We start from the raw sequence: 20,787 nt of genomic DNA, 5'->3' as shown, positions 1-20,787 counted from the left end.
ATATGTATGTTTAATAGGTTCATCTTAAATGCATTTTTAATTCAGATCAATAAAAGGCGAATAAGTTGAAGAACGTATTAATGGTCTGCCTGGGTAACATTTGCCGCTCGCCGGCGGCCGAGGGCTTTTTCCGGCACTTGATAAAGGAACACCGGTTGCCGATTGATGTGGACTCGGCCGGGACGTCTGATTATCACATCGGCGAAGCACCAGATCCGCGCATGCAACAGGTAATGCTCAGTCGGGGAATTGATATCAGTGCGCTTAGGGGGCGACAGGTAAACGCCGCCGACTTCGAGCGGTTTGATCACATTTATGCGATGGACGGGTCAAACTTCGCTCACTTAACGTCACTGGCAGAACAATGCGCACCTGAGCATGCGCATAAAGTCGAATTGTTTTTACAGACGTTACATCGCGATAATCGAAGTGAACCTGAAGAGGTGCCGGATCCGTATTTTGGCGGACAAGCGGGATTTGAGGCTTGTGTTGATCTTATTCAACGCGGAGCTGTAAAGCGAATTGAACAATTTAAGGAGTAAACTGTGCGTTATTTACACACGATGGTACGCGTTCACGACTTAGAGCAGTCGTTGCATTTTTATTGTGATCTGCTCGGTTTGAAAGAAATGTACCGTAAAGATAACGAGAAAGGCCGTTTTACTTTGGTTTTTCTGGCCGCTCCCGACGATGCAGAGCGGGCTGAGAAGACCAAGTCTCCGCTGCTCGAACTGACCTATAACTGGGATCCGGAAACCTATGATGGCGGTCGCAACTTTGGCCATTTAGCTTTTCGGGTAGAGAATATTTATGAGCTGTGTCAACGGCTGATGGACAATGGCGTGGTCATTAATCGCCCGCCGCGTGACGGTCATATGGCGTTTGTGCGCTCGCCGGATAATATCTCGATCGAGCTGCTGCAAGAAGGTGAACATCTTGCGCCACAAGAGCCTTGGGCGTCGATGGAAAATACGGGTGAATGGTAATTAACCCTTAAATCCTCTATAATTTGCGCCACTTTTTTACGATTTTTACTTTGGTCCAATCAATAGGAATGACTATGTCGACTGATAAAGCAAAGATTATTTATACCGAAACGGACGAGGCACCCCGCCTGGCAACTTACTCGCTGTTGCCCGTTATTAAAGCCTTCACCAAGGCAGCCGGCGTTGCCGTAGAGACCCGTGATATTTCTTTGGCAGGTCGTATTATTTCGCAGTTTCCCGAGTACCTGACCGAAGAACAACGTCAGTCAGACGCGTTGGCGGAATTAGGCGAAATGGCGAAAACCGCAGAAGCGAACATCATCAAGCTGCCAAACATCAGTGCGTCAATCCCGCAAATGACAGCCTGCATCAAAGAGTTACAGGCACAAGGTTATAAACTGCCAGACTTCCCGTTTGACCCGCAAACTGACGAAGAAAAAGACATTCGTGCGCGTTACGACAAAGTGAAAGGCAGCGCGGTAAATCCAGTTTTACGTGAAGGTAATTCTGATCGCCGTGCGCCAGCTGCGGTTAAAAACTATGCGAAAAAACACCCGCATCGTATGGGCGCTTGGTCAAAGGACTCGCAGTCTCACGTCGCACACATGAACGATGGTGATTTTTATAGCAGTGAACAGTCGCTGACCTCAGCTAAGGACGATACCTTTAAGATCGTGCTGGAAGCCAATGGTCAACAGCAGGTATTGAAGGATGCGGTGCCGGTATTGGCCGGCGAAGTGGTTGACGCTGCTGTCATGAGCAAAAAGCAATTACAGGCGTTTTTTGAAAAAGAAACGGCTGCGGCGAAAGAGCAGGGCGTGCTGTTGTCGTTGCACTTAAAAGCAACCATGATGAAAGTATCTGATCCGATCATGTTTGGTCATGCGGTTCGTGTTTACTTTAAAGACGTACTGGAAAAGCATGCTGACTTGATGAAAGACATCGAGTTTGATCCAAGCAACGGCATTGGCGATTTGTACAACAAACTGGACAAACTGACGCCGGAACAACGTGATGCTGTCGAAGCTGACTTAAATGCCGTGTACGCAAAACAGCCAGAACTGGCGATGGTCAACTCAGACAAAGGTATCACCAACCTGCACGTTCCAAGTGACATCATCATCGACGCATCGATGCCGGCGATGATCCGTGATTCAGGTAAGATGTGGGACACCGACGGCGGTCAGAAAGACGCTAAAGCCATGATTCCTGATCGTTGCTATGCCGGTGTTTATCAGGAAACCATCAATTTCTGTAAAGAACACGGTGCGTTTGATCCAGCGACCATGGGCACGGTACCGAACGTTGGTTTGATGGCGCAAAAAGCCGAAGAATACGGTTCGCACGATAAGACCTTTGAAATTCCTGCTGACGGTGTGGTGAAAGTCCTAAACCAGGCTGGCGACGTGGTGTTTGAACACAATGTAAGTCAGGGTGATATCTGGCGTATGTGTCAGGTGAAAGACGCACCGATTCGCGACTGGGTTAAGCTGGCGGTTAACCGTTCACGCTTAAGCGGTATGCCTGCGGTATTCTGGTTGGACAGCAATCGCGCTCACGATGCTCAGTTGATCAAGAAAGTTGAAGCTTATCTGAAAGAGCACGATACCGATGGCCTGGATATCCAGATTATGGCTCCGGTTGAAGCCACGCGTCATACACTGCAACGCGTGAAAGAGGGTAAAGACACCATTTCTGTTACCGGTAACGTACTGCGTGATTACCTGACCGATTTGTTCCCGATTTTAGAGCTGGGTACCTCGGCTAAAATGTTATCGATTGTGCCGTTAATGAACGGTGGTGGTCTGTTCGAAACGGGTGCCGGCGGTTCAGCACCGAAGCACGTGCAACAGTTTGTTGAAGAGAATCACCTGCGTTGGGATTCACTGGGTGAATTCCTGGCATTGGCGGCATCGCTGGAGCACCTAAGCCGTACGTTTGATAATCAACGTGCGCAAATTCTGGCAGACAGTCTTGATGTAGCTACGGCGAAGTTCCTGGAAGAGAACAAATCACCGTCTCGTAAGGTGGGTGAGATTGATAACCGTGGTTCGCACTTCTATCTGGCGATGTATTGGGCTGAAGCGTTGGCGAATCAAAATGATGATGCCGAGCTGAAAGAACGATTCGGTAAATTGTTTGATCAGTTAGCCGCTAACGAGCAGGCGATCATCGACGAGCTGAATGGTGTTCAGGGCGTTAAAGTCGATATCGGTGGTTACTACCAGCCAAACCCGGAAAAAGTATCGGCTGCAATGCGTCCTTGTAAGGTATTGAACGAGGCGTTGGCGAGCCTGTAACTGGGTTGCCGAAAATGACGTAACAAGAGGGGCAGTTTTACTGCCCCTTTTTTTGTAGAAATTATGTTATTGTTAACAAGAAGTCACGACAACGATAACAATTTCTCTATGTCTCAATTAGCACAGCAGTTTCAACAAGCCGTTGCTGCGCTGCAACAGATGCAATTTGCACAAGCTGAACGCATTGCTTCGCAGCTGGATCAACAGTCACCCAATCACCCTGATATTTTGCATTTACTCGCGCTAGCGACGAAACAGTCCGATCCGGGTCGGGCGCTGGATTACTTCGAGCGCAGCCTGGCAATTAACCCTAATCAACCGTCTGTGTTGTCCAATTTTGCAAACTTTTTGCAGTCGAGTCAGCAGTTGAGGGCAGCTAAGCAATATTATCTGCGCGCGCTAAAACTTAATGACGGTTTGATCGACGCTTGGTATAACCTGGCTTCCGTTCACTATCAATGCCAGGATTATTTAGCGGCCAAACATGCCGCAGCTAAGGCATTAGCGCTGAAAAGCGACTATCTGAAGGCATGGATTCTAAAAGGTCGCGCCGAACTTGAGTACAAGCTCTATCCGCAAGCGCAGCAGACGTTCACGGAGGCGCTGCGGCAGTGGCCTGATGAACCGACGTTACTTTTCAACAAGGCACTGGTGCATCGTTACGCCGAAGAGGTTGACCAGGCACGTAGCATCCAACAAGCGCTGAAAGGGAAGTTTAACGAAGCGCAGCGGTTATTTCAGCTTGGCTGTCTTGCCTATGACGAAGAACAGCTTGATGATGCCGAACAATTGATGCAGCAGGCGATTGAACAGCAGAATGACTTTGTCCCGGCGCACGAGGCGCTGAATAAGCTTTATTGGGAACATGGTCGGCAAGCTCAGTTTCTAAGCTCGTTTAAGCAGTCGTTGGCAAAACAGCCACAGTCACTTGCTTTAGTCTATTCGTATCTTTCACATCTTTACCGGGCAGAACGTACATCAGAAGCCGATAGCTTGCTAAACGATTATTTGGATCAGTTTGGTAACACCCACAGTCTTATCCATATGCGAGGATCGATGGCCTTGCGAGCGGGCGATCTGAAAGCTGCTGAGGAGCAACTAGAGCAGGCTGTGCAACAACAACCACGACACCCTCGTTATCTGATCGACCTGGCCAATGTGTATCTGCGTCAGGCGCGCTACGATGAGGCGTTGGCGTTGCTGGACCGGGCGCATGAAAATCGCCCGTTGGATCAGGAAGTGCACGCCTTCAAAGGGTTATGCTGGAAACTAAAAGGGGACACCGAAAAAGCCGGTTATTTAAATGACTATGACACTTACATCAAAGTGGGGCAGTTACCAACACCGCCGGGCTATGATTCACTGGAGCAGTTTTGGGAACGACTGGTCGCTCGCATTAAGGCTTTGCATAAAACCGAACATCAGCCGCTGGATCAATCGGTTCGCGGGGGAACGCAGACGGTCGGCGCGTTATTGTCGATGAAGGATCCGGTTATTCAGGCCTATAAAGAGAGCTTGCAACAGTTCATTGATGATTACCTCGCTAACCTTCCTGCGGATACCAAACATCCGGTGACTGCCCGGCATACCGGTCGCTATCATTTCAGTGGAAGCTGGTCGGTGAAGTTATCGAGTCAGGGCTTTCATACCAACCACGTTCATCCGCAGGGCTGGCTGTCGATGTGTACCTATCTGACGGTGCCCAACGACGTTCGTGAGGATGATCCCGAGCGCAAAGGCTGGATTAAGTTTGGCCAGACGTCACTTAACCTGGGGGATGAAGAATCGATTGATCTGGCGGTTTGTCCGCAACCGGGAATGTGTGTGATTTTTCCGAGCTTTTGCTGGCACGGAACCATCCCGTTTGAAAGCGACGATGAACGTATGACCATACCCTGCGACATTATGCCGTCGTGATGGAGCAACAATGAGCGATAACTATTTGCTAAAGCTGTACCACAAGTGCACCAAATACCCGGCGGGTAAATGGTTGTTTTCGGTTATGTTTGCGCGCAAAGCACCGTACTTCGCGTCGATTAAACCCTATATCGAGGAGTTACGGCCCAATTATTGCCGATTGACCTTTAAAAAACGCCGAGCGGTACAAAATCATATTGGTACCGTGCATGCCATTGCGGTGTGTAATGGCATGGAAATGGCAATGGGGGCGCTGGCAGAAGCATCGATTCCTGCCTCGTTACGCTGGTTGCCGAAGGGGATGAATGTCGAGTATCTGGCAAAAACCACTTCCGATGTAACGGTGGAAGCGACAGCCACCCCTGCTACCTGGCAAGTCGGGGATCAACCGATTACGGTAGAAGCACGTCGAGATGACGGCACCTTGGTGGCTAAAGGTCAGATCATTATTTATATTTCGGCTAAAAAGTAACCGCGCTAGCCGGCGGCATCAACGACGCACAAAAAAGGCCAGCATGATGCTGGCCTTTTGCGTGATGAGAGTCAACTCGTTAAGGTTTGCCGACCGGTTCATTCGCGTCAATGACGGCGCCCGGATGGTCATCTTCACCATCGTCCGGTGCCAGTTTTTCCCATTTACGGGTAAACAGCGCCAATACAAAGACCACCGCACCGACACTGACTCCGAACACAAAAATGGTCCAGTACAGTTCAGGCATTGCCTGAGGGTTTTCAGGGTCGAGGCCACCCGCCAACAAACCGGCAATGACGTTGCCCATGGCGTAGGTTAACACAAACACACCCATCAGCTGACCGGCCATCCGTTTCGGTGACAGTTTGCTGACCGCACTTAGTGCAACTGGGCTTAAGCATAATTCACCCACGGTGTGGATAAAGTAAACCGCAACCAGCCAGTAGGGCGCAACCTTGAGGCCACTGGCAGCCGCTTGTGACGCGAAAAACATCACGATAAAGCCCGTTGCCATAATGATCAGACCCAGGGCACTCTTGAAGCCGTAAGACGGGTTGATCATGCGCTTGCTTAAGTTAATCCAAAGCGCTGCGAAGAACGGCGAAAGGGTGACCAGGAAGATTGAGTTAAGCGATTGGAACCAAGTCGTCGGGATCTCAAAATCGCCAATCATGCGGTCGGTTAAATCACGGGCGAACAGGTTAAAGGAAGAGCCTGCCTGCTCAAAACCGGCCCAGAACATGGTTGAGGCAATACACACCAAAAACAAGGCTCCGAGACGCTTCATCTCGCTGCGCGTCAGTTTGCCGAACACGAAAATGCTCAGGTAATAGGCAAAGAAAATAACCGTAAAGATAATGGCAACGTTTTCAGCGACCGCGGTTGGGTCGATCACGATGGCATCAGTCAGCGCCATGAAAGTGACCACGGCAAGCATGATCAACAACGAAACGATGATGCCCCAACTGCGTTTGGCGGCGGCAGGGCTCAACGGTTTCGGTGGCTCGGCACCAACCCCTTTCAGTTTTGGTTGGGTCAATTTGTACTGGATCAGACCCAGTGCCATACCGACGGCTGCTGCACCAAAGCCCCAGTGGTAACCGGCAGTTTCCTGTAGGTAACCGGTAACAAAGTAACCGATGATTGAGCCGATGTTGATGCCCATGTAGTACAGGGTGTAACCGCCATCACGACGATCGTCATCGGAGCTGTATAGCTGGCCGACCATCGCGGTGATGTTGGGCTTAAGCAGACCGGTACCCAGTACCACCAGGATCATACCGATAAAAAAGCCGGCTTCGCTTGGAATCGCCAGTACGATGTGACCCAGCATGATGATGATGCCGCCATACCAGGTAGCTCGTTGACCACCCAACAAACGGTCAGCAATCCAGCCGCCCGGCAGCCCCATAAAGTAAACAGCACCGGTGTATAAACCGTAAATAGCGGTCGCAGAAGCAACCGTTAAGGCTAAACCACCTTCCTGCAGGCTTGCCGTCATGAATAGTACTAACAGCGCGCGCATGCCGTAATAACTCATGCGCTCCCACATCTCCGTGAAAAACAAGGTTTGCAAGCCGCCCGGCTGACCGAAGAAACTTGCATCCTTATCAACGATATTTTTAGGATCCATTCTTGTTATCCAATTTGTTATTTAAAAACAACTATTTAACTAACTAGCAATGTATTCGACTAAAGTAGGAGCCGAAAAATGACGCCTTACTTTACTAGCCAGCGCCGGATTTTGGAACCGGAAACGACGAAATCAATCGTTTTTGAGTTGTTTGTCACCGGGTATTGCTTTCCGTAAGTGCACCGGTTGCTCGTCTTTACGGCGCTTACGCACATTAATATTGAGCATTTCGACAGCCAGTGAAAACGCCATGGCAAAATACACATAGCCTTTAGGTACATGAAAGCCGAGCCCTTCGCCGACCAGCGTCATACCGATTAAGATAAGAAAGCTGAGCGCGAGCATTTTTATGGTCGGGTGGCGTTCGACAAATTGGCTAACCGACTTAGCAGCCAACAACATGATGGCTACCGAAATGACAACAGCAATCACCATCACGCTTAAATGGTCAGCGAGGCCAACGGCGGTAATGACCGAATCCAGTGAAAAGACAATATCCAGTAGCGTGATTTGTAGCAGTATTGACACAAAGGATGCGCCCACAACCGATTGTTTGTTGTCTTCCGGACCTTCCAGGGCGTGATGGATTTCGAGCGTACTCTTTGCCAACAAGAACAAACCACCCAACAACAAGATCAGATCGCGGCCGGAAATATCGTGTTCGAGCACGCTGAACAAGGGTTGTGTCAGCGTCATAATCCAGGTCAGTGAGAACAGCAACAACAGTCGCGATACCATCGCCAGGGTTAAGCCAATGGTGCGGGCGCGGTCACGCTGCGACTCCGGCAAACGGCCAACCAAAATGGAGATAAAAATAATGTTATCGATACCCAATACGATTTCCAGTGCGGTCAGGGTGGCAAGGGCAATCCACGCCTCCGGCATATAAATCCATTCAAACATAACGATCCCTAACAAGTGGTTAACCAATGATGATGTTGCATACTATGCGACTGAACGGCGGGTTCGACAAGCGGCGTGTTGTTTGATACTGACAATTCTTCTTAATTGTCGACAATCTTGTGGAGTGCGATTGAAATCAACCGTCATTAAGGCTATTCTTTATACTTATTGTCGACAAGCAAGGTGGCAGACGTCAAACATGAATCTCGTATACGATCCACAACACCACCTGAATCAGCCGGTGACATCGGCCGATCGCGTATTACTCGCGGTGCAACAGGCTATCGTAGAAGGCGAACTGCCGGCCGGGAGTAAAATTACCGAAACCGGACTGGCCAAGCAGTTTAACGTCAGCCGCGCGCCGTTACGAGAAGCGCTTGCGCGACTGGAACGCTGCCACCTGGTAGAACGCACACCCAATGCCGGAGCCCGTGTTGTTACGCTAACGTATGACGGCTTAATTGCGCTTTATCAAATACGTGAAGAACTGGAAGGGTTAGCCTGTCGTTTGGCCGCGGAGCGGATGGCGGACGAAGAAATTGAGGCGTTGTCCAAATTACTCGAGCAACATCTGGCCAGTCAGCGAGTGCGTGAGGGTGAAAGTTATTATCAGGAAGCGGGTGATGTCGATTTTCATTATCGCGTCATCTTAGCGAGCAAGAATCAGTACCTCATCAACATGCTCTGTGATGAGTTGTATTTTTTGGTGCGTATGTACCGGGTACAACTGGGCATGAATGGGCCACGTGTGTCACGAGCCTTTGATGAGCACAAAGCGATCATTAACGCCATCGCCAACCGAGATGGCGAGCTTGCCGATTTATTGATGCGCCGACACATTAGCGCGTCACGTAAAAACATTGAACAAAAACTATCAGCACATAAGGAAGTATCATGACTCAACTACACAGTCCAGGCGCCAAATTGCGCCACGCTATCGCCGATGAGAAGCCATTGCAGATCGTTGGTACCATCAACGCGTACACAGCGATGATGGCAGAAAAAGTCGGTCATAAGGCGCTTTATCTGTCCGGTGCCGGTGTTGCCAATGCGTCTTTCGGCTTACCGGATCTGGGGATGACTTCATTGAACGATGTGTGTGAAGACATTCGTCGTATCACCGGAGCCAGTGATTTACCGTTGTTAGTTGATGCTGACACCGGCTGGGGTGGTGCGTTTAATATTGCCCGCACGGTGAAAGAAATGACACGAGCCGGTGCTGCGGGTTTCCATATTGAAGACCAGGTCGCGCAGAAGCGTTGCGGTCACCGCCCGAACAAAGAAATCGTAACTCAAGAAGAAATGGTTGATCGCGTCAAAGCGGCGGTGGATGCCCGTATTGATGATCAGTTTTTGATCATGGCGCGTACCGACGCGTTACAACAACAAGGCCTTGAAGCAGCTATTGAACGTGCACAAGCTTGTGTCGAAGCCGGGGCTGACGCCATTTTTGCGGAAGCGGTGCATACGCTGGATCAGTATAAAGCCTTCACCGACGCACTGGATGTGCCGGTGCTTGCTAACATTACAGAATTTGGTGCAACGCCGCTGTTTAATAAACAGGAATTGGCAGAGGTCGGTGTCGAAATCGTGTTGTATCCGCTGAGTGCTTTCCGCGCGATGAACAAAGCCGCGCTGAATGTCTACAATAGTATTTTAGAGCACGGCGATCAGAAAGCCGTGGTGGACGACATGCAGACGCGTGCCGAACTTTACGACTTCTTGAACTATCATGACTTCGAGCAAAAACTCGACCAGTTATTTAAAAAATAAGTCACCCGATAAGCTAGTGTAGCTTGCGCCTATGGCGCAAGTCATAGAAAAGTTACGTAGCTTGCGCCTTTGGCGCAAGCATCAATAACAAATTAAGAAGGAATCAAATCATGGCAGATAAAAAACTCAGTGGCGCAGGTTTGCGCGGACAATCAGCAGGCGAAACCGCATTATGTACCGTCGGTAAAACCGGCTCGGGCTTAACCTACCGTGGTTACGACATCAAAGAACTGGCAGAAAAGGTCAGCTTTGAAGAAGTTGCTTATCTTCTGGCCAAAGGCGAACTGCCGACTCAGTCACAGTTAGATGAATACCGCAAGCGTTTGAAATCGCTGCGTGTGTTACCGCAAGAAGTGAAAGACGTGCTTGAGCGGATTCCGAAAACAGCCCACCCGATGGACGTCATGCGTACCGGTTGCTCGATGCTGGGTAACTTAGAAACCGAAACCAGCTTCGATCAGGCGGATGACCATATTGAACGCATGCTGGCGACGTTCCCTGGCATCGTCCTGTATTGGTACCGTTTTACCCACGACGGCGTACGTATCGACACTGACTCAGAAGAAGATTCTATTGGCGCACATTTCCTGCGTCTGTTGCACGACAAAGCACCGTCTCAGTTGCACGCCGACGTCATGAATACCTCGTTGATTCTTTATGCAGAGCATGAGTTTAATGCATCAACCTTTACCGCGCGCGTATGTGCATCAACGCTATCGGATATCCATTCTTGTGTGACCGGTGCCATCGGTTCCTTGCGTGGACCTTTGCACGGTGGTGCAAACGAAGCCGCGATGGAACTGATCGAAAACATGAAAGATGCTGACGATGCTGAAAAAACCCTGATGGGGATGCTGGAGCGTAAAGAAAAAATCATGGGCTTCGGTCATGCCATCTACCGTGAATTCGACCCTCGCAATGACATCATAAAAGCGTGGTCGAAGAAACTGTCTGAAGAAGTTGGCGACAGCCGCCTGTACGATGTGTCTGTGCGTTGTGAAGAAGTGATGTGGCGCGAGAAGAAACTGTTCCCGAATGCGGATTTCTTCCATGCCTCAGCCTACAACTACATGGGCATTCCAACCAAACTGTTTACCCCTATCTTTGTTATGTCACGAGTGACCGGCTGGACCGCGCACGTAAAAGAACAGCGCGCCAACAACCGTATCATCCGTCCATCAGCGGACTACACGGGTCCAGAAGCCCGTCCGGTGCCGGCCATCGGCGATCGCTAATTTGCTGTTAACAAACAGGTAGAGTTGTATGAATTCTGAATACCGTAAAACGCTAAACGGTACCACGCTCGAGTATTTCGATACTCGGGCAGCCGTTGAAGCGATTGAACCCGGCGCCTACGATAAATTGCCTTATACGTCGCGGGTGTTAGCAGAAAATCTGGTGCGTCGTTGTCCACCGGAAATTTTGACACAATCCCTCGAGCAGTTAATTTATCGTAAACGCGAACATGATTTTCCATGGTTTCCGGCACGCGTTGTTTGTCATGACATTTTGGGTCAGACGGCGTTGGTGGATTTGGCCGGTCTGCGTGATGCCATCGCTGAGAAGGGCGGTGATCCGGCCAAAGTGAACCCGGTAGTACCGACGCAGTTGATCGTCGACCACTCGCTCGCGGTTGAACACGCCGGTTTTGAAAAAGACGCCTTTGAAAAGAACCGTGCGATCGAAGACCGCCGTAACGACGACCGTTTTCATTTTATTAACTGGACTAAAACCGCGTTTAAAAACGTGGATGTTATTCCGCCCGGTAACGGCATCATGCACCAGATCAACCTGGAGAAGATGTCGCCGGTGGTGCAAGTTCGCGATAACGTCGCGTTTGTCGACACCTGTGTTGGTACAGACAGTCACACCCCGATGGTGGACGCGCTGGGCGTGATTTCGGTCGGTGTTGGCGGCTTAGAAGCTGAAAGCGTGATGCTTGGCCGCGCATCCTACATGCGCCTGCCGGACATCGTCGGTGTCGAATTAACCGGCAAGTTACGTCCGGGCATCACCGGTACCGACTTGGTATTGGCATTAACGGAGTTCTTGCGCCGCGAGCGCGTGGTGGGTGCCTACCTGGAATTCTTTGGAGAGGGTGCTGACGCACTGACGGTTGGTGATCGTGCAACCATCTCCAATATGACTCCGGAGTACGGTGCAACGGCGGCGATGTTCTATATCGACGAGCAGACCATTGATTACCTGAAACTGACGGGTCGTGATGATGACCAGGTTGCGCTGGTTGAGAAATTTGCGAAAGAAACGGGTCTGTGGAGTGACAGCCTGAAGCATGTTGAGTACGAACGTGTGCTGCGTTTTGACCTGTCGAAGGTTGAACGTAATCTGGCCGGACCGTCGAACCCGCACGCGTTGTTGCCGGCGGCTGAATTAAGTGCTCGTGGCGTAGCCAAGCACATTGAGCAGCCCGAAGACGGCAAAATGCCTGATGGTGCCGTTATCATTGCGGCGATCACAAGCTGTACCAATACCAGTAACCCCCGTAACATGATTGCGGCTGGCCTTATTGCCCGCAACGCCAATAAGCTGGGACTAACCCGTAAACCGTGGGTAAAATCCTCGTTAGCACCGGGTTCGAAAACCGTAAAAATGTACCTGGAAGAAGCGGAGCTGCTACCAGAGCTGGAGAGTCTGGGCTTTGGCGTGGTCGCGTTTGCCTGTACCACGTGTAATGGTATGAGTGGGGCGTTGGATCCGAACATCCAACAGGAAATCATCGACCGTGACTTGTTCTCGACGGCGGTGCTGTCGGGTAACCGGAACTTTGACGGCCGTATTCACCCGTATGCCAAACAGGCTTTCCTGGCTTCACCACCCTTGGTGGTCGCCTACGCCATTGCCGGAACCATTCGCTTTGATATCGAAAAAGACGTTCTGGGCTATGATCCCGATGGCAATCCGGTGACGCTGAAAGATATTTGGCCAAGCGATGAAGAAATTGACCAAATCGTCAAACAAAGCGTTAAGCCGGAGCAGTTCCGCAAAGTTTATGACCCGATGTTTAACCTGAGCGTGGACTACGGTGATAAGACCAACCCACTGTACGACTGGCGTCCAATGAGCACCTATATTCGCCGGCCGCCATACTGGGAAGGTGAATTTGTCAGTGAGAACACGCTGAAAGGACTGAGACCGTTAGCGGTACTGGGTGATAATATCACCACCGATCACTTGTCGCCGTCGAATGCCATCATGGCCGACAGCGCCGCCGGAGAGTACCTGGCGAAAATGGGTGTGCCGGAAGAAGACTTTAACTCCTACGCCACCCACCGTGGCGATCACTTGACCGCACAGCGCGCAACCTTCGCGAATCCGAAGCTGTTTAACGAAATGGTTCGCGATGAGAACGGCGAGGTGATACAGGGCTCGCTGGCGCGGATCGAGCCGGAAGGCCAAGTTGTGCGTATGTGGGAAGCCATTGAGCACTATATGGAGAAGAAGCAACCGCTGATCATTGTTGCCGGTGCCGATTATGGCCAGGGTTCCTCACGGGACTGGGCGGCGAAAGGTGTACGCCTGGCCGGCGTCGAGGTGATTGTGGCGGAAGGCTTCGAACGGATCCATCGTACCAACCTGATTGGTATGGGCGTTCTACCGTTGCAGTTCGAAGCGGGTACCACGCGTAAAACGCTGAACATCGACGGAACCGAAACCTTTGATGTGAAAGGCACGCCTGCCGCCGGTGCCGAATTGACCTTGGTTATTCATCGTGCCAATGGCGAGCAGTTGGAGGTGCCGGTTCAATGCCGTCTGGACACCAAAGAAGAGGTTTCTATCTACGAAGCCGGTGGTGTTCTGCAGCGCTTTGCCCAGGACTTTTTAGAAGCCGAGGCTGTTTAAGGAGTCGTCGTATGGCACATAAACCGCAAATTAAGATTCCCGCCACCTATATGCGTGGCGGTACTTCCAAGGGCGTATTCTTTCGGCTGCAGGATCTTCCCGAAGCAGCGCAGCAACCGGGTGCGGCCCGTGATGCGGTGTTGTTGCGGGTGATCGGCAGTCCGGATCCTTACGCTAAGCACACCGATGGCATGGGCGGAGCCACCTCAAGCACCAGTAAAACGGTGATTGTTTCAAAAAGCACTCAACCCGGACACGATGTGGACTATCTGTTTGGTCAGGTATCCATTGATAAACCCTTTGTTGACTGGAGTGGTAACTGCGGCAATCTGTCGTCAGCAGTGGGGCCTTTCGCCATTGCAAACGGTTTGATTGATGCGGATAAAATCCCTCAAAACGGTATCTGTGAGGTTCGTATCTGGCAGGCCAATATCGGTAAAACCATCGTCAATAAGGTTCCGATCAGCAACGGTGAAGTTCAGGAAACCGGCGATTTCGAACTGGACGGCGTTACCTTTCCGGCAGCCGAGATTGCGGTTGAATTTATGGTTCCGTCAGCAGACGGCGAGTCGATGTTTCCGACCGGCAATTTGATCGACGAGTTGGACGTTCCGGGTGTCGGTAAGCTCAAAGCGACCCTGATTAATGCCGGTATTCCGACCATCTTCCTGAATGCCGAGGATATTGGTTACAGCGGTACTGAGTTGCAGGAAGCCATTAATGGTGATGAGGCTGCGCTGGAGCGTTTTGAAACCATTCGCGCTTATGGCGCGGTTAAAATGGGGCTGATTAACGACGTCAGTGAGGCAGCGGCGCGGCAGCACACACCGAAAGTGGCCTTTGTCGCACCACCGAAAGGCTATGCCGCATCCAGTGGCAAGGTCGTCGAAGCGAACGAAATTGACTTACTGGTGCGTGCCATGTCGATGGGCAAATTGCATCATGCGATGATGGGCACCGCTGCTGTAGCCATTGGCACAGCCGCAGCAATTCCCGGAACCACGGTTAATCTGGCCGCCGGTGGTGGCGATCGTACCCTGGTTAATTTTGGTCATCCGTCGGGCACGCTGCAGGTTGGCGCGGAATGTAAACAGGTAAACGGGCAGTGGACAGCCGTTAAAGCCATCATGAGCCGCAGCGCGCGGGTATTGATGGAAGGCCATGTGCGCATACCCGGTGACGTACTCTAGGTCGCGCTCTGGCGCGACCATTCGGAGTATTGATGAAAAAATAATGCAACAAAGCACCCAGATAAAACTACTGAAAACAGCAATGATTACCGGTATCACTCTGATTTTACTGGGTCATGTTGTTCTTATTGTCACGTTTGGCAATGACAACATTGATTTTCGTGGTTACATTCTGGGTGCTGCTATGAATGCGGTCGGGATTATTCTCTCGCTACCGACAAAAATTTATCTCACACTGCTGCTGATGGAACGCGAGGAGCGTGATAATAAAAATACGCATTGGCAGGATAGAATAAAGTAACCCACCATAATGTTCAGTCAGCGTAACCCCATGGCGTAGGTGGTGTGTCGACCGGTGAGGTCAAATCAAAATCGACCCGGAATTCCCGCCCTTCACGGATCAGCCGATAGGTGAAGGTATCTTCTGCAATGTACATTTGCCAAATATTACGGTTGGATTCCGGTGCGCCCAGTTCAATAAACAGCTCTTTTGAATAGGCATCAGCCGGGAACGATTGAGCGCTTGCGTAGCCGCGGTCAACCGTATGACCCCCGTACATGGTCAGCGGATCGTAATTACCGTCGGGCCGACGGTGGTCGTGCTTTAGACTGATGCCGGAACCGGTTTGCGTGAGGATCCAGGTGCGCGAATGATCATCACCAACGTGAAACGGAATTTCAATGCGTTGGTCACCACATTTGCGCACGTGCATAATGAGCGGGCCTTCAAAGCCGTCACTGGCCGGCGTATCGACCGTCACTTCGCCGGCAAATGCTTTACCACAATGTTGATTAATCGCCGCAAAAAAATCGGCCTGAGCCTGAGTCGTCACTCGCGGAGCCGGTTTTACCACCTGTTGAGCTGCGACCGGCAGACTCGCGCAAGTAATCAAAGCAGACGCCATCAATATCAATTTGTTCATGTTTAACCCAATAGCTGATCGTAGATTGAATCATGTTACCGGTTTAACGCTGACATGAACACGTGCACCTGACCAGTTTTTTTACGGATTATTTGCTTAAGCGTCGGCCGTTTTAAACTCCATCGCCAAATCCTGCAGGGTGCGGGCTGCTTTGGCCTGATCCTGGGTGACTGCCTGGATTTCCTGAGAGCCGGTTAAGGTCAGTAACGACACCTCATTGACCGATTCCATGTTATTGGCAATGTCTTTAGTGACCGCAACTTGCTCTTCCGAGGCTGTTGCGATCTGCGTGGACATCTCGGAAATACTGGTGATGTCGGCAGCAATAATCTGGAACGCATTATCCAGTTCGCGCGCCTGCTCCTCGGTTGCCTGTGCAATTGACTGGCTTTGGTTAACGCTGTCATAAGCGTTGTCCGACAGTGAACGGAAGCTTGCTAACATCTCAGCAATCTCGTTGGTTGAGTTACGGGTCTGGCTGGCTAACTGTCGTACTTCGTCCGCAACGACCGCAAAACCACGACCATGTTCACCGGCTCGGGCCGCTTCAATGGCCGCATTGAGGGCCAGTAGATTGGTTTGTTCAGCCACATTGTTAATCACATCGATGACGCGGTTGATATCAACGCTACGGGTTTGTAATTGCGTAATGACCTCTCCGACATGGCCGATGGCCTGTGCCAGCGCGCGTACTGATGTGATGCTTTCGCGCACTGCGGCAGCGCCTTTTTCTTTACTCTGCAGTGAATTGTCCGCCGCATCAGCAACGCGTTGGATGTGTTCACTGATCTCTTCTGCTGTCGTACTCATTTCTTCGGTCGCGGTCGCAACCTGTTCAATCTGCTTTTGCTGTTTGCCAATTTGTTCGGCATTTTGTTCCGCTGTCGAACTGGTTTCCTCGGTCGCGGTGGCAAGCTGAACACTCATTTGGTCAATTTTCTGCAGCGAATCGCTGAATTTAGCCAGCAACTCGTTAAATGCTTTACCGATCCGGCCGAGCTCGTCTGCGCTTTTACTTTCCACGCGACGACGCAAATCCTTGTGAGTCATGACGAAATCGATACCGCGCAGTAGTTCCGACACCTGGCTGTAGATACCACGCAGAATTAATACCGTTAGCGCAATAATCACCAGGATGACGGTGATAGTCAGCAGCGACATAATCACCAATGACTGCAGCGTCTGTTCGCCGGTTTGCTTGACCTGAGCGCTGACACTGGCGAGAACCTGCTGATTTTTGCTGTGTATTAACGAAATATAACGGGTGCTGGCGTCAAACCACTGGCGGCTGTCGACACGCTCAAAAACCTGACGATCGGTGAGCTGCGCGCGGAGCTGATTCACGGCGTTAAGTTCTGCCGACGTTCTCAGTGCATCAATCGTCTGCTGTAACTCGGCGTTCGCGATGTAATAGGCATTATCGATGAGCGCCTGTTGTTGACCGGCATAGTGTTGCAAATCGGTCAGGTGGTCAATGGTAAATTGTTTTGCCGCCAGGTACGCAGCAATACTGGCGCGCTCCCGGCCGGCTGATTCGGCAGCGTTGGCAATTAACGAATAAATACTCAGTTGGCGGACGACCTGAGCGTCCGTTGACGCGCTGACAACGTCATCAATCAGACCCATGACGGAACTGATCAGCTGAGTGTAGTTACGCAGCATGGCAGAGCGTTGCATGGAACCACTGTCGATTTGACGGCGCCAGTCATCAAGGGCGATGGTTTGTAACTTATCGATACGCGCCTGGGTTTGTGGGGTTAAGTCCAGCGTCTGCGCTATTTGTCGTGCACTGGCGATAAACTGCTGGATGGCGTCGCGAGTCTGCTGGCGTTGCTGTCGCAACTGTTGGACGTTATCACTGGCAAAGCCGGACGCCATGGTCAATGCGCTTAAGCCGCGCTCGCGTTGTAATGCGGTAATCACCGGTGCGCTGGCCACCGTAAGATCGGCAAAGCGCTCGACGGTTTGTGCTTCCTGGTAACGGTTGTAAGTGGTTAGTACATTGCTTGCGGCCAGAATGATCATAAGCAACAGGGTGGGCAATACCAACAGTAGCAGTTTATTGCGCATGGAAAGATTTCGTAACCAGTTCATAGTCCCTCTTGCTCTGGCGTTACTAAATGACCCCATAGGATACAACAGGGTATCTCAATGCGTCACTTAGGTTTCGTGGGTAACCCCAGGGAGGTATAGACTAGGGTAACCAAATCTGGCCGAGTGGGGTGTCGGCGTCGTAATGGTGGGCAATTTGTGCCTGCAATAATTCGCCACAGGCTAAGGCATCAGTCAGGGCGTCGTGTGGCGCGTAAAATGGCAGGTTATAACGGTCACGGCTGTCGGCCAGTCGAATAGAGGCGGGCTTTTTACCAGTGATCTTATCCCACAGGCTGCGCCGGGTCCGGTGAAACCGTGCTTCGATCGCCATGGTGTCGATGACGGGGAAATGAATCGTCTCCTTAAGGCGCTCGACAAAAGCATCCTGTAAAAATGGCCGTTCGATGCCCGCGTAATGCACCACCCAGACTTTACCGGCTACGGCTTCCAGCAACGGTTCAATAATGTTTGAGAGATCCGGTGCTTCGGCAATGGCGCTGTGGGTAATACCGTGGATGGTAATGGACTCTTCGGTAAGGCTACGACGCGGTTTAACAATCCATTGTTGGGCCTCATTGAGGTGTATACGTTGTTGCGTCATTGGGATAACGGCAATACTGATGATGCCGTGCTGTCTGGGATCAAGACCGGTGGTTTCGAAATCCACCGCAACCATTGGCACCTCTTTGATCGGTGTTTCAGCGGCTGCGATACCCTGTTGATAAAACCGTTTTAAGGCCGGATGTTTGGCGCGCTGAGCCAGATCAGCGAAGCGTTTAGGCCAATTAAACGGCTGGCGGTCATGCTGTTTGTCCTTTTGTGGGGCTAAATACAGCATATTAGTTTCCCGAATAGCGATAACGCAGGTATTTTTGCGCATTACTGAGAATTTGGAAGGCGTCCTTGAGGTTTTTCCGCTCAAAATCGGACAGGTCTTCCGGTGCGACGTTATTGTCGGGAATCTCACCGGCTTCAAGTGCCAGCGCCTGATGGCGAATGCGTACCATAGAAATTAACTCCAGCGCATCGCGCAAATCCGGGCCACGGCCTTTGGGTAAAATATTGGCTTTCACAATGTCTTCGAGACGAGCGAACGAGTTGCGCTGGGCTGAGCCAATCGCCAGTGCATGCACCCGAATCAAATCCGCGACCGGGCCGGTTCCACGACGTTTGGTGTTGATGCTGTCGCGGTGTTTACCGTCCTTTTCCATGACAAAATCTTTGAAAAAGCCGAGGGGTGGGGTACGGTTCAATGCGTTTCTCGCCATTGAGCCGAGGAAACGTTTGTTGCGCGGTGCTTTCTCTCGAATTAAACGGTTTAATGCATCAGCGAACTGGGTTTCACCATGGACGCCGTCTAAGTCAAAGAAAATTGAAGAATGCAATAACTTCTTCGGCGACGGATTCTCAATCCAATCCGTGAAATAACGCTTCCAATGAGAGAGCGGCTGCCGCCATTCACGGTTGGTCGCCATGATATCACCGGTACAATAAGTGTAGCCGCAGGCATTGAGGCCGTCGGAGACGAACTGTGCGATATTCAGGAAATACTCGTCATGCTCGATGGGATCGAACCGGTCGTCCAGAATCATGGCGTTGTCCTGATCGGTCACCACCGTTTGTTCATCGCGGGCCATTGAACCTAACGCGAGAAAACAGTAGGGCACCGGCGGAGGGCCGTATTCCTGCTCCGCCAGTTCCAGCAGGCGTTGTTTAAAACTACGGCCAATGGTTGCCATGGCAGAGCCGATCATGCGCGAATTGGCATCTTCCTCGACCATCCGCACAAAACTTCTGTGCACGTCCGGAACCAGTTGCGACAGCTCTTCAATACTGTTTTGTTTGAAGATACTGGATACCACAAATAGACTGCTTTGCGATTCATGCCGGGCAACGTCGGACAAGGCGATAACCCCAGCGACCTTGCTGCGGTTAAGCACCGGTAAATGGTGTAAGTTAGTGCGCAGCATGGTCAACAGGGCTTCAAATACCCGTTGGTCGTGCTGTACGAAAACCAAATCGCTGGACATAATGTCAGCGACTGGCGCGGCAGGATCCTTGTCACTGGCAAGCACGCGTTTGCGCAGATCTTTGTCGGTAATGATACCTACCGGCTTATCGCGCTGAGTCTCATCGTAGATGAGCAGTGATGACACTTTTTCGTCGGTCATTTTGACAGCGGCTTCGCGAATAGAGGCACTTTTATCGATCGCTACCGGTTCACGACCAATGAGCTTTTCGACACGGGCAGACAGCAAACTGTTGCGGCTTTCACGCTCTTTTACGGCATGGCTGACACGACGGTGCTCTTCCACCTCGACGGCATCGGCAAAGGCATCGTATTGGTCGTATAGGCGATTAAACAGCTCGCCGGGAATGTAGTAGATTAACGTGTCTTCAATGGTTTTCACCGGATAGCGGACACGCCCTTTACGCAGTAGCCCGGCTTCACCAAAAAAACCGCCCTCGGTGAGTCGGTTAAATAACTCGCCATTGCGTTGATAGGTTTCGATGGAACCGCTGCGAATCACATGCAAAGAGTCAATCAGCTGATTGAACTCCAGTATCTGTGTTCCTGCTTTGAAGTAGCCGACGCTGGTGTGCTGAGCGACAATGCTGAGTTCTTCTTCGGGCAGTTCATTAAAGGGTGGAAATCGGCGTAGAAAATTGAGGATTTCGACGTGCTCAGCTTCCATATAAGCACCTTAAGTAGGTGCGACACCCAACGCTGGGTG

Annotated in this window: 17 protein-coding genes; 11 read left to right on the top strand and 6 right to left on the bottom strand. The window is 51.1% G+C overall.

What is annotated here, in order from left to right; all coding sequences use genetic code 11:
• The first annotated feature begins 65 nt into the window (after positions 1 to 65).
• From C5610_RS07140 to C5610_RS07120, 5 genes are all read left to right on the top strand, one after another.
• Positions 66 to 542 carry a low molecular weight protein-tyrosine-phosphatase gene (locus C5610_RS07140; protein WP_262339801.1) on the top strand — a complete coding sequence of 159 codons (477 nt, stop codon included), beginning with the start codon at positions 66 to 68 and terminating at the stop codon, positions 540 to 542.
• 3 nt (positions 543 to 545) lie between these two features.
• Positions 546 to 986 (top strand): lactoylglutathione lyase, encoded by a 441-nt coding sequence (gloA, locus tag C5610_RS07135; protein ID WP_105306575.1) that lies wholly within the window; start codon positions 546 to 548, stop codon positions 984 to 986.
• A 74-nt stretch (positions 987 to 1,060) separates the two neighbouring features.
• On the top strand, positions 1,061 to 3,286 hold the full coding sequence (locus C5610_RS07130; protein WP_105306574.1) for an NADP-dependent isocitrate dehydrogenase: 2,226 nt from the start codon (positions 1,061 to 1,063) through the stop codon (positions 3,284 to 3,286).
• Between the two features lie 108 nt (positions 3,287 to 3,394).
• The gene (locus C5610_RS07125; RefSeq protein ID WP_158682673.1) at positions 3,395 to 5,203 is read left to right on the top strand and encodes a tetratricopeptide repeat protein; all 1,809 of its coding nucleotides are present in this window, start codon (positions 3,395 to 3,397) and stop codon (positions 5,201 to 5,203) included.
• Positions 5,204 to 5,213: 10 nt separating this feature from the next.
• Positions 5,214 to 5,675, top strand: coding sequence for a hotdog fold domain-containing protein (locus C5610_RS07120; RefSeq protein WP_105306572.1), 462 nt, complete (start codon positions 5,214 to 5,216; stop codon positions 5,673 to 5,675).
• 79 nt (positions 5,676 to 5,754) lie between these two features.
• Here C5610_RS07120 and C5610_RS07115 read toward each other — a convergent pair whose 3' ends face one another.
• Together C5610_RS07115 and C5610_RS07110 are read right to left on the bottom strand one after the other, a co-directional pair.
• Positions 5,755 to 7,308: a peptide MFS transporter gene (locus C5610_RS07115; RefSeq protein WP_105306571.1), complete on the bottom strand. Its 1,554-nt coding sequence runs from the start codon at positions 7,306 to 7,308 to the stop codon at positions 5,755 to 5,757.
• A gap of 132 nt (positions 7,309 to 7,440) precedes the next feature.
• A complete protein-coding gene (locus C5610_RS07110; RefSeq protein WP_105306570.1) occupies positions 7,441 to 8,211 on the bottom strand; it encodes a TerC family protein in 771 nt (256 codons plus the stop codon).
• A 199-nt stretch (positions 8,212 to 8,410) separates the two neighbouring features.
• On the opposite strand from C5610_RS07110, the gene C5610_RS07105 reads away from it, so the two are divergent.
• The 6 genes from C5610_RS07105 (at position 8,411) to C5610_RS07080 (ending at position 15,336) form a co-directional block, all read left to right on the top strand.
• Positions 8,411 to 9,109, top strand: coding sequence for a GntR family transcriptional regulator (locus tag C5610_RS07105; protein ID WP_105306569.1), 699 nt, complete (start codon positions 8,411 to 8,413; stop codon positions 9,107 to 9,109).
• On the top strand, positions 9,106 to 9,984 hold the full coding sequence (gene prpB, locus C5610_RS07100) for a methylisocitrate lyase (RefSeq protein ID WP_105306568.1): 879 nt from the start codon (positions 9,106 to 9,108) through the stop codon (positions 9,982 to 9,984). The genes C5610_RS07105 and prpB overlap by 4 nt, the downstream gene beginning before the upstream one ends.
• 110 nt (positions 9,985 to 10,094) lie before the next feature.
• Positions 10,095 to 11,219, top strand: coding sequence for a 2-methylcitrate synthase (prpC, locus tag C5610_RS07095; RefSeq protein WP_105306567.1), 1,125 nt, complete (start codon positions 10,095 to 10,097; stop codon positions 11,217 to 11,219).
• 28 nt (positions 11,220 to 11,247) lie between these two features.
• The gene (gene acnD, locus C5610_RS07090; protein ID WP_105306566.1) at positions 11,248 to 13,845 is read left to right on the top strand and encodes a Fe/S-dependent 2-methylisocitrate dehydratase AcnD; all 2,598 of its coding nucleotides are present in this window, start codon (positions 11,248 to 11,250) and stop codon (positions 13,843 to 13,845) included.
• An 11-nt stretch (positions 13,846 to 13,856) separates the two neighbouring features.
• Positions 13,857 to 15,035 (top strand): 2-methylaconitate cis-trans isomerase PrpF, encoded by a 1,179-nt coding sequence (gene prpF / locus C5610_RS07085; protein ID WP_105306565.1) that lies wholly within the window; start codon positions 13,857 to 13,859, stop codon positions 15,033 to 15,035.
• 43 nt (positions 15,036 to 15,078) lie between these two features.
• Positions 15,079 to 15,336 (top strand): hypothetical protein, encoded by a 258-nt coding sequence (locus C5610_RS07080; protein ID WP_105306564.1) that lies wholly within the window; start codon positions 15,079 to 15,081, stop codon positions 15,334 to 15,336.
• 13 nt (positions 15,337 to 15,349) lie between these two features.
• On the opposite strand, the gene C5610_RS07075 is transcribed toward C5610_RS07080, so the two are convergent.
• The 4 genes from C5610_RS07075 to C5610_RS07060 all read right to left on the bottom strand — a co-directional run bounded on the left by C5610_RS07075 (position 15,350) and on the right by C5610_RS07060 (position 20,748).
• A complete protein-coding gene (locus C5610_RS07075; RefSeq protein ID WP_410054406.1) occupies positions 15,350 to 15,958 on the bottom strand; it encodes a hypothetical protein in 609 nt (202 codons plus the stop codon).
• A gap of 96 nt (positions 15,959 to 16,054) precedes the next feature.
• The gene (locus tag C5610_RS07070) at positions 16,055 to 18,052 is read right to left on the bottom strand and encodes a methyl-accepting chemotaxis protein (RefSeq protein ID WP_105306562.1); all 1,998 of its coding nucleotides are present in this window, start codon (positions 18,050 to 18,052) and stop codon (positions 16,055 to 16,057) included.
• A 100-nt stretch (positions 18,053 to 18,152) separates the two neighbouring features.
• The gene (locus C5610_RS07065) at positions 18,153 to 18,890 is read right to left on the bottom strand and encodes a 3'-5' exonuclease (protein WP_105306561.1); all 738 of its coding nucleotides are present in this window, start codon (positions 18,888 to 18,890) and stop codon (positions 18,153 to 18,155) included.
• Between the two features lies 1 nt (position 18,891).
• On the bottom strand, positions 18,892 to 20,748 hold the full coding sequence (locus C5610_RS07060; RefSeq protein WP_105306560.1) for a DUF294 nucleotidyltransferase-like domain-containing protein: 1,857 nt from the start codon (positions 20,746 to 20,748) through the stop codon (positions 18,892 to 18,894).
• Between the last annotated feature and the right edge of the window lie 39 nt (positions 20,749 to 20,787).

Source organism: Idiomarina sp. OT37-5b (assembly GCF_002968395.1).
GTDB lineage: Bacteria > Pseudomonadota > Gammaproteobacteria > Enterobacterales > Alteromonadaceae > Idiomarina > Idiomarina aquatica.
Note: the sequence above shows the minus strand (reverse complement) of the source record. Positions and strands in the feature narration are given on the sequence as shown.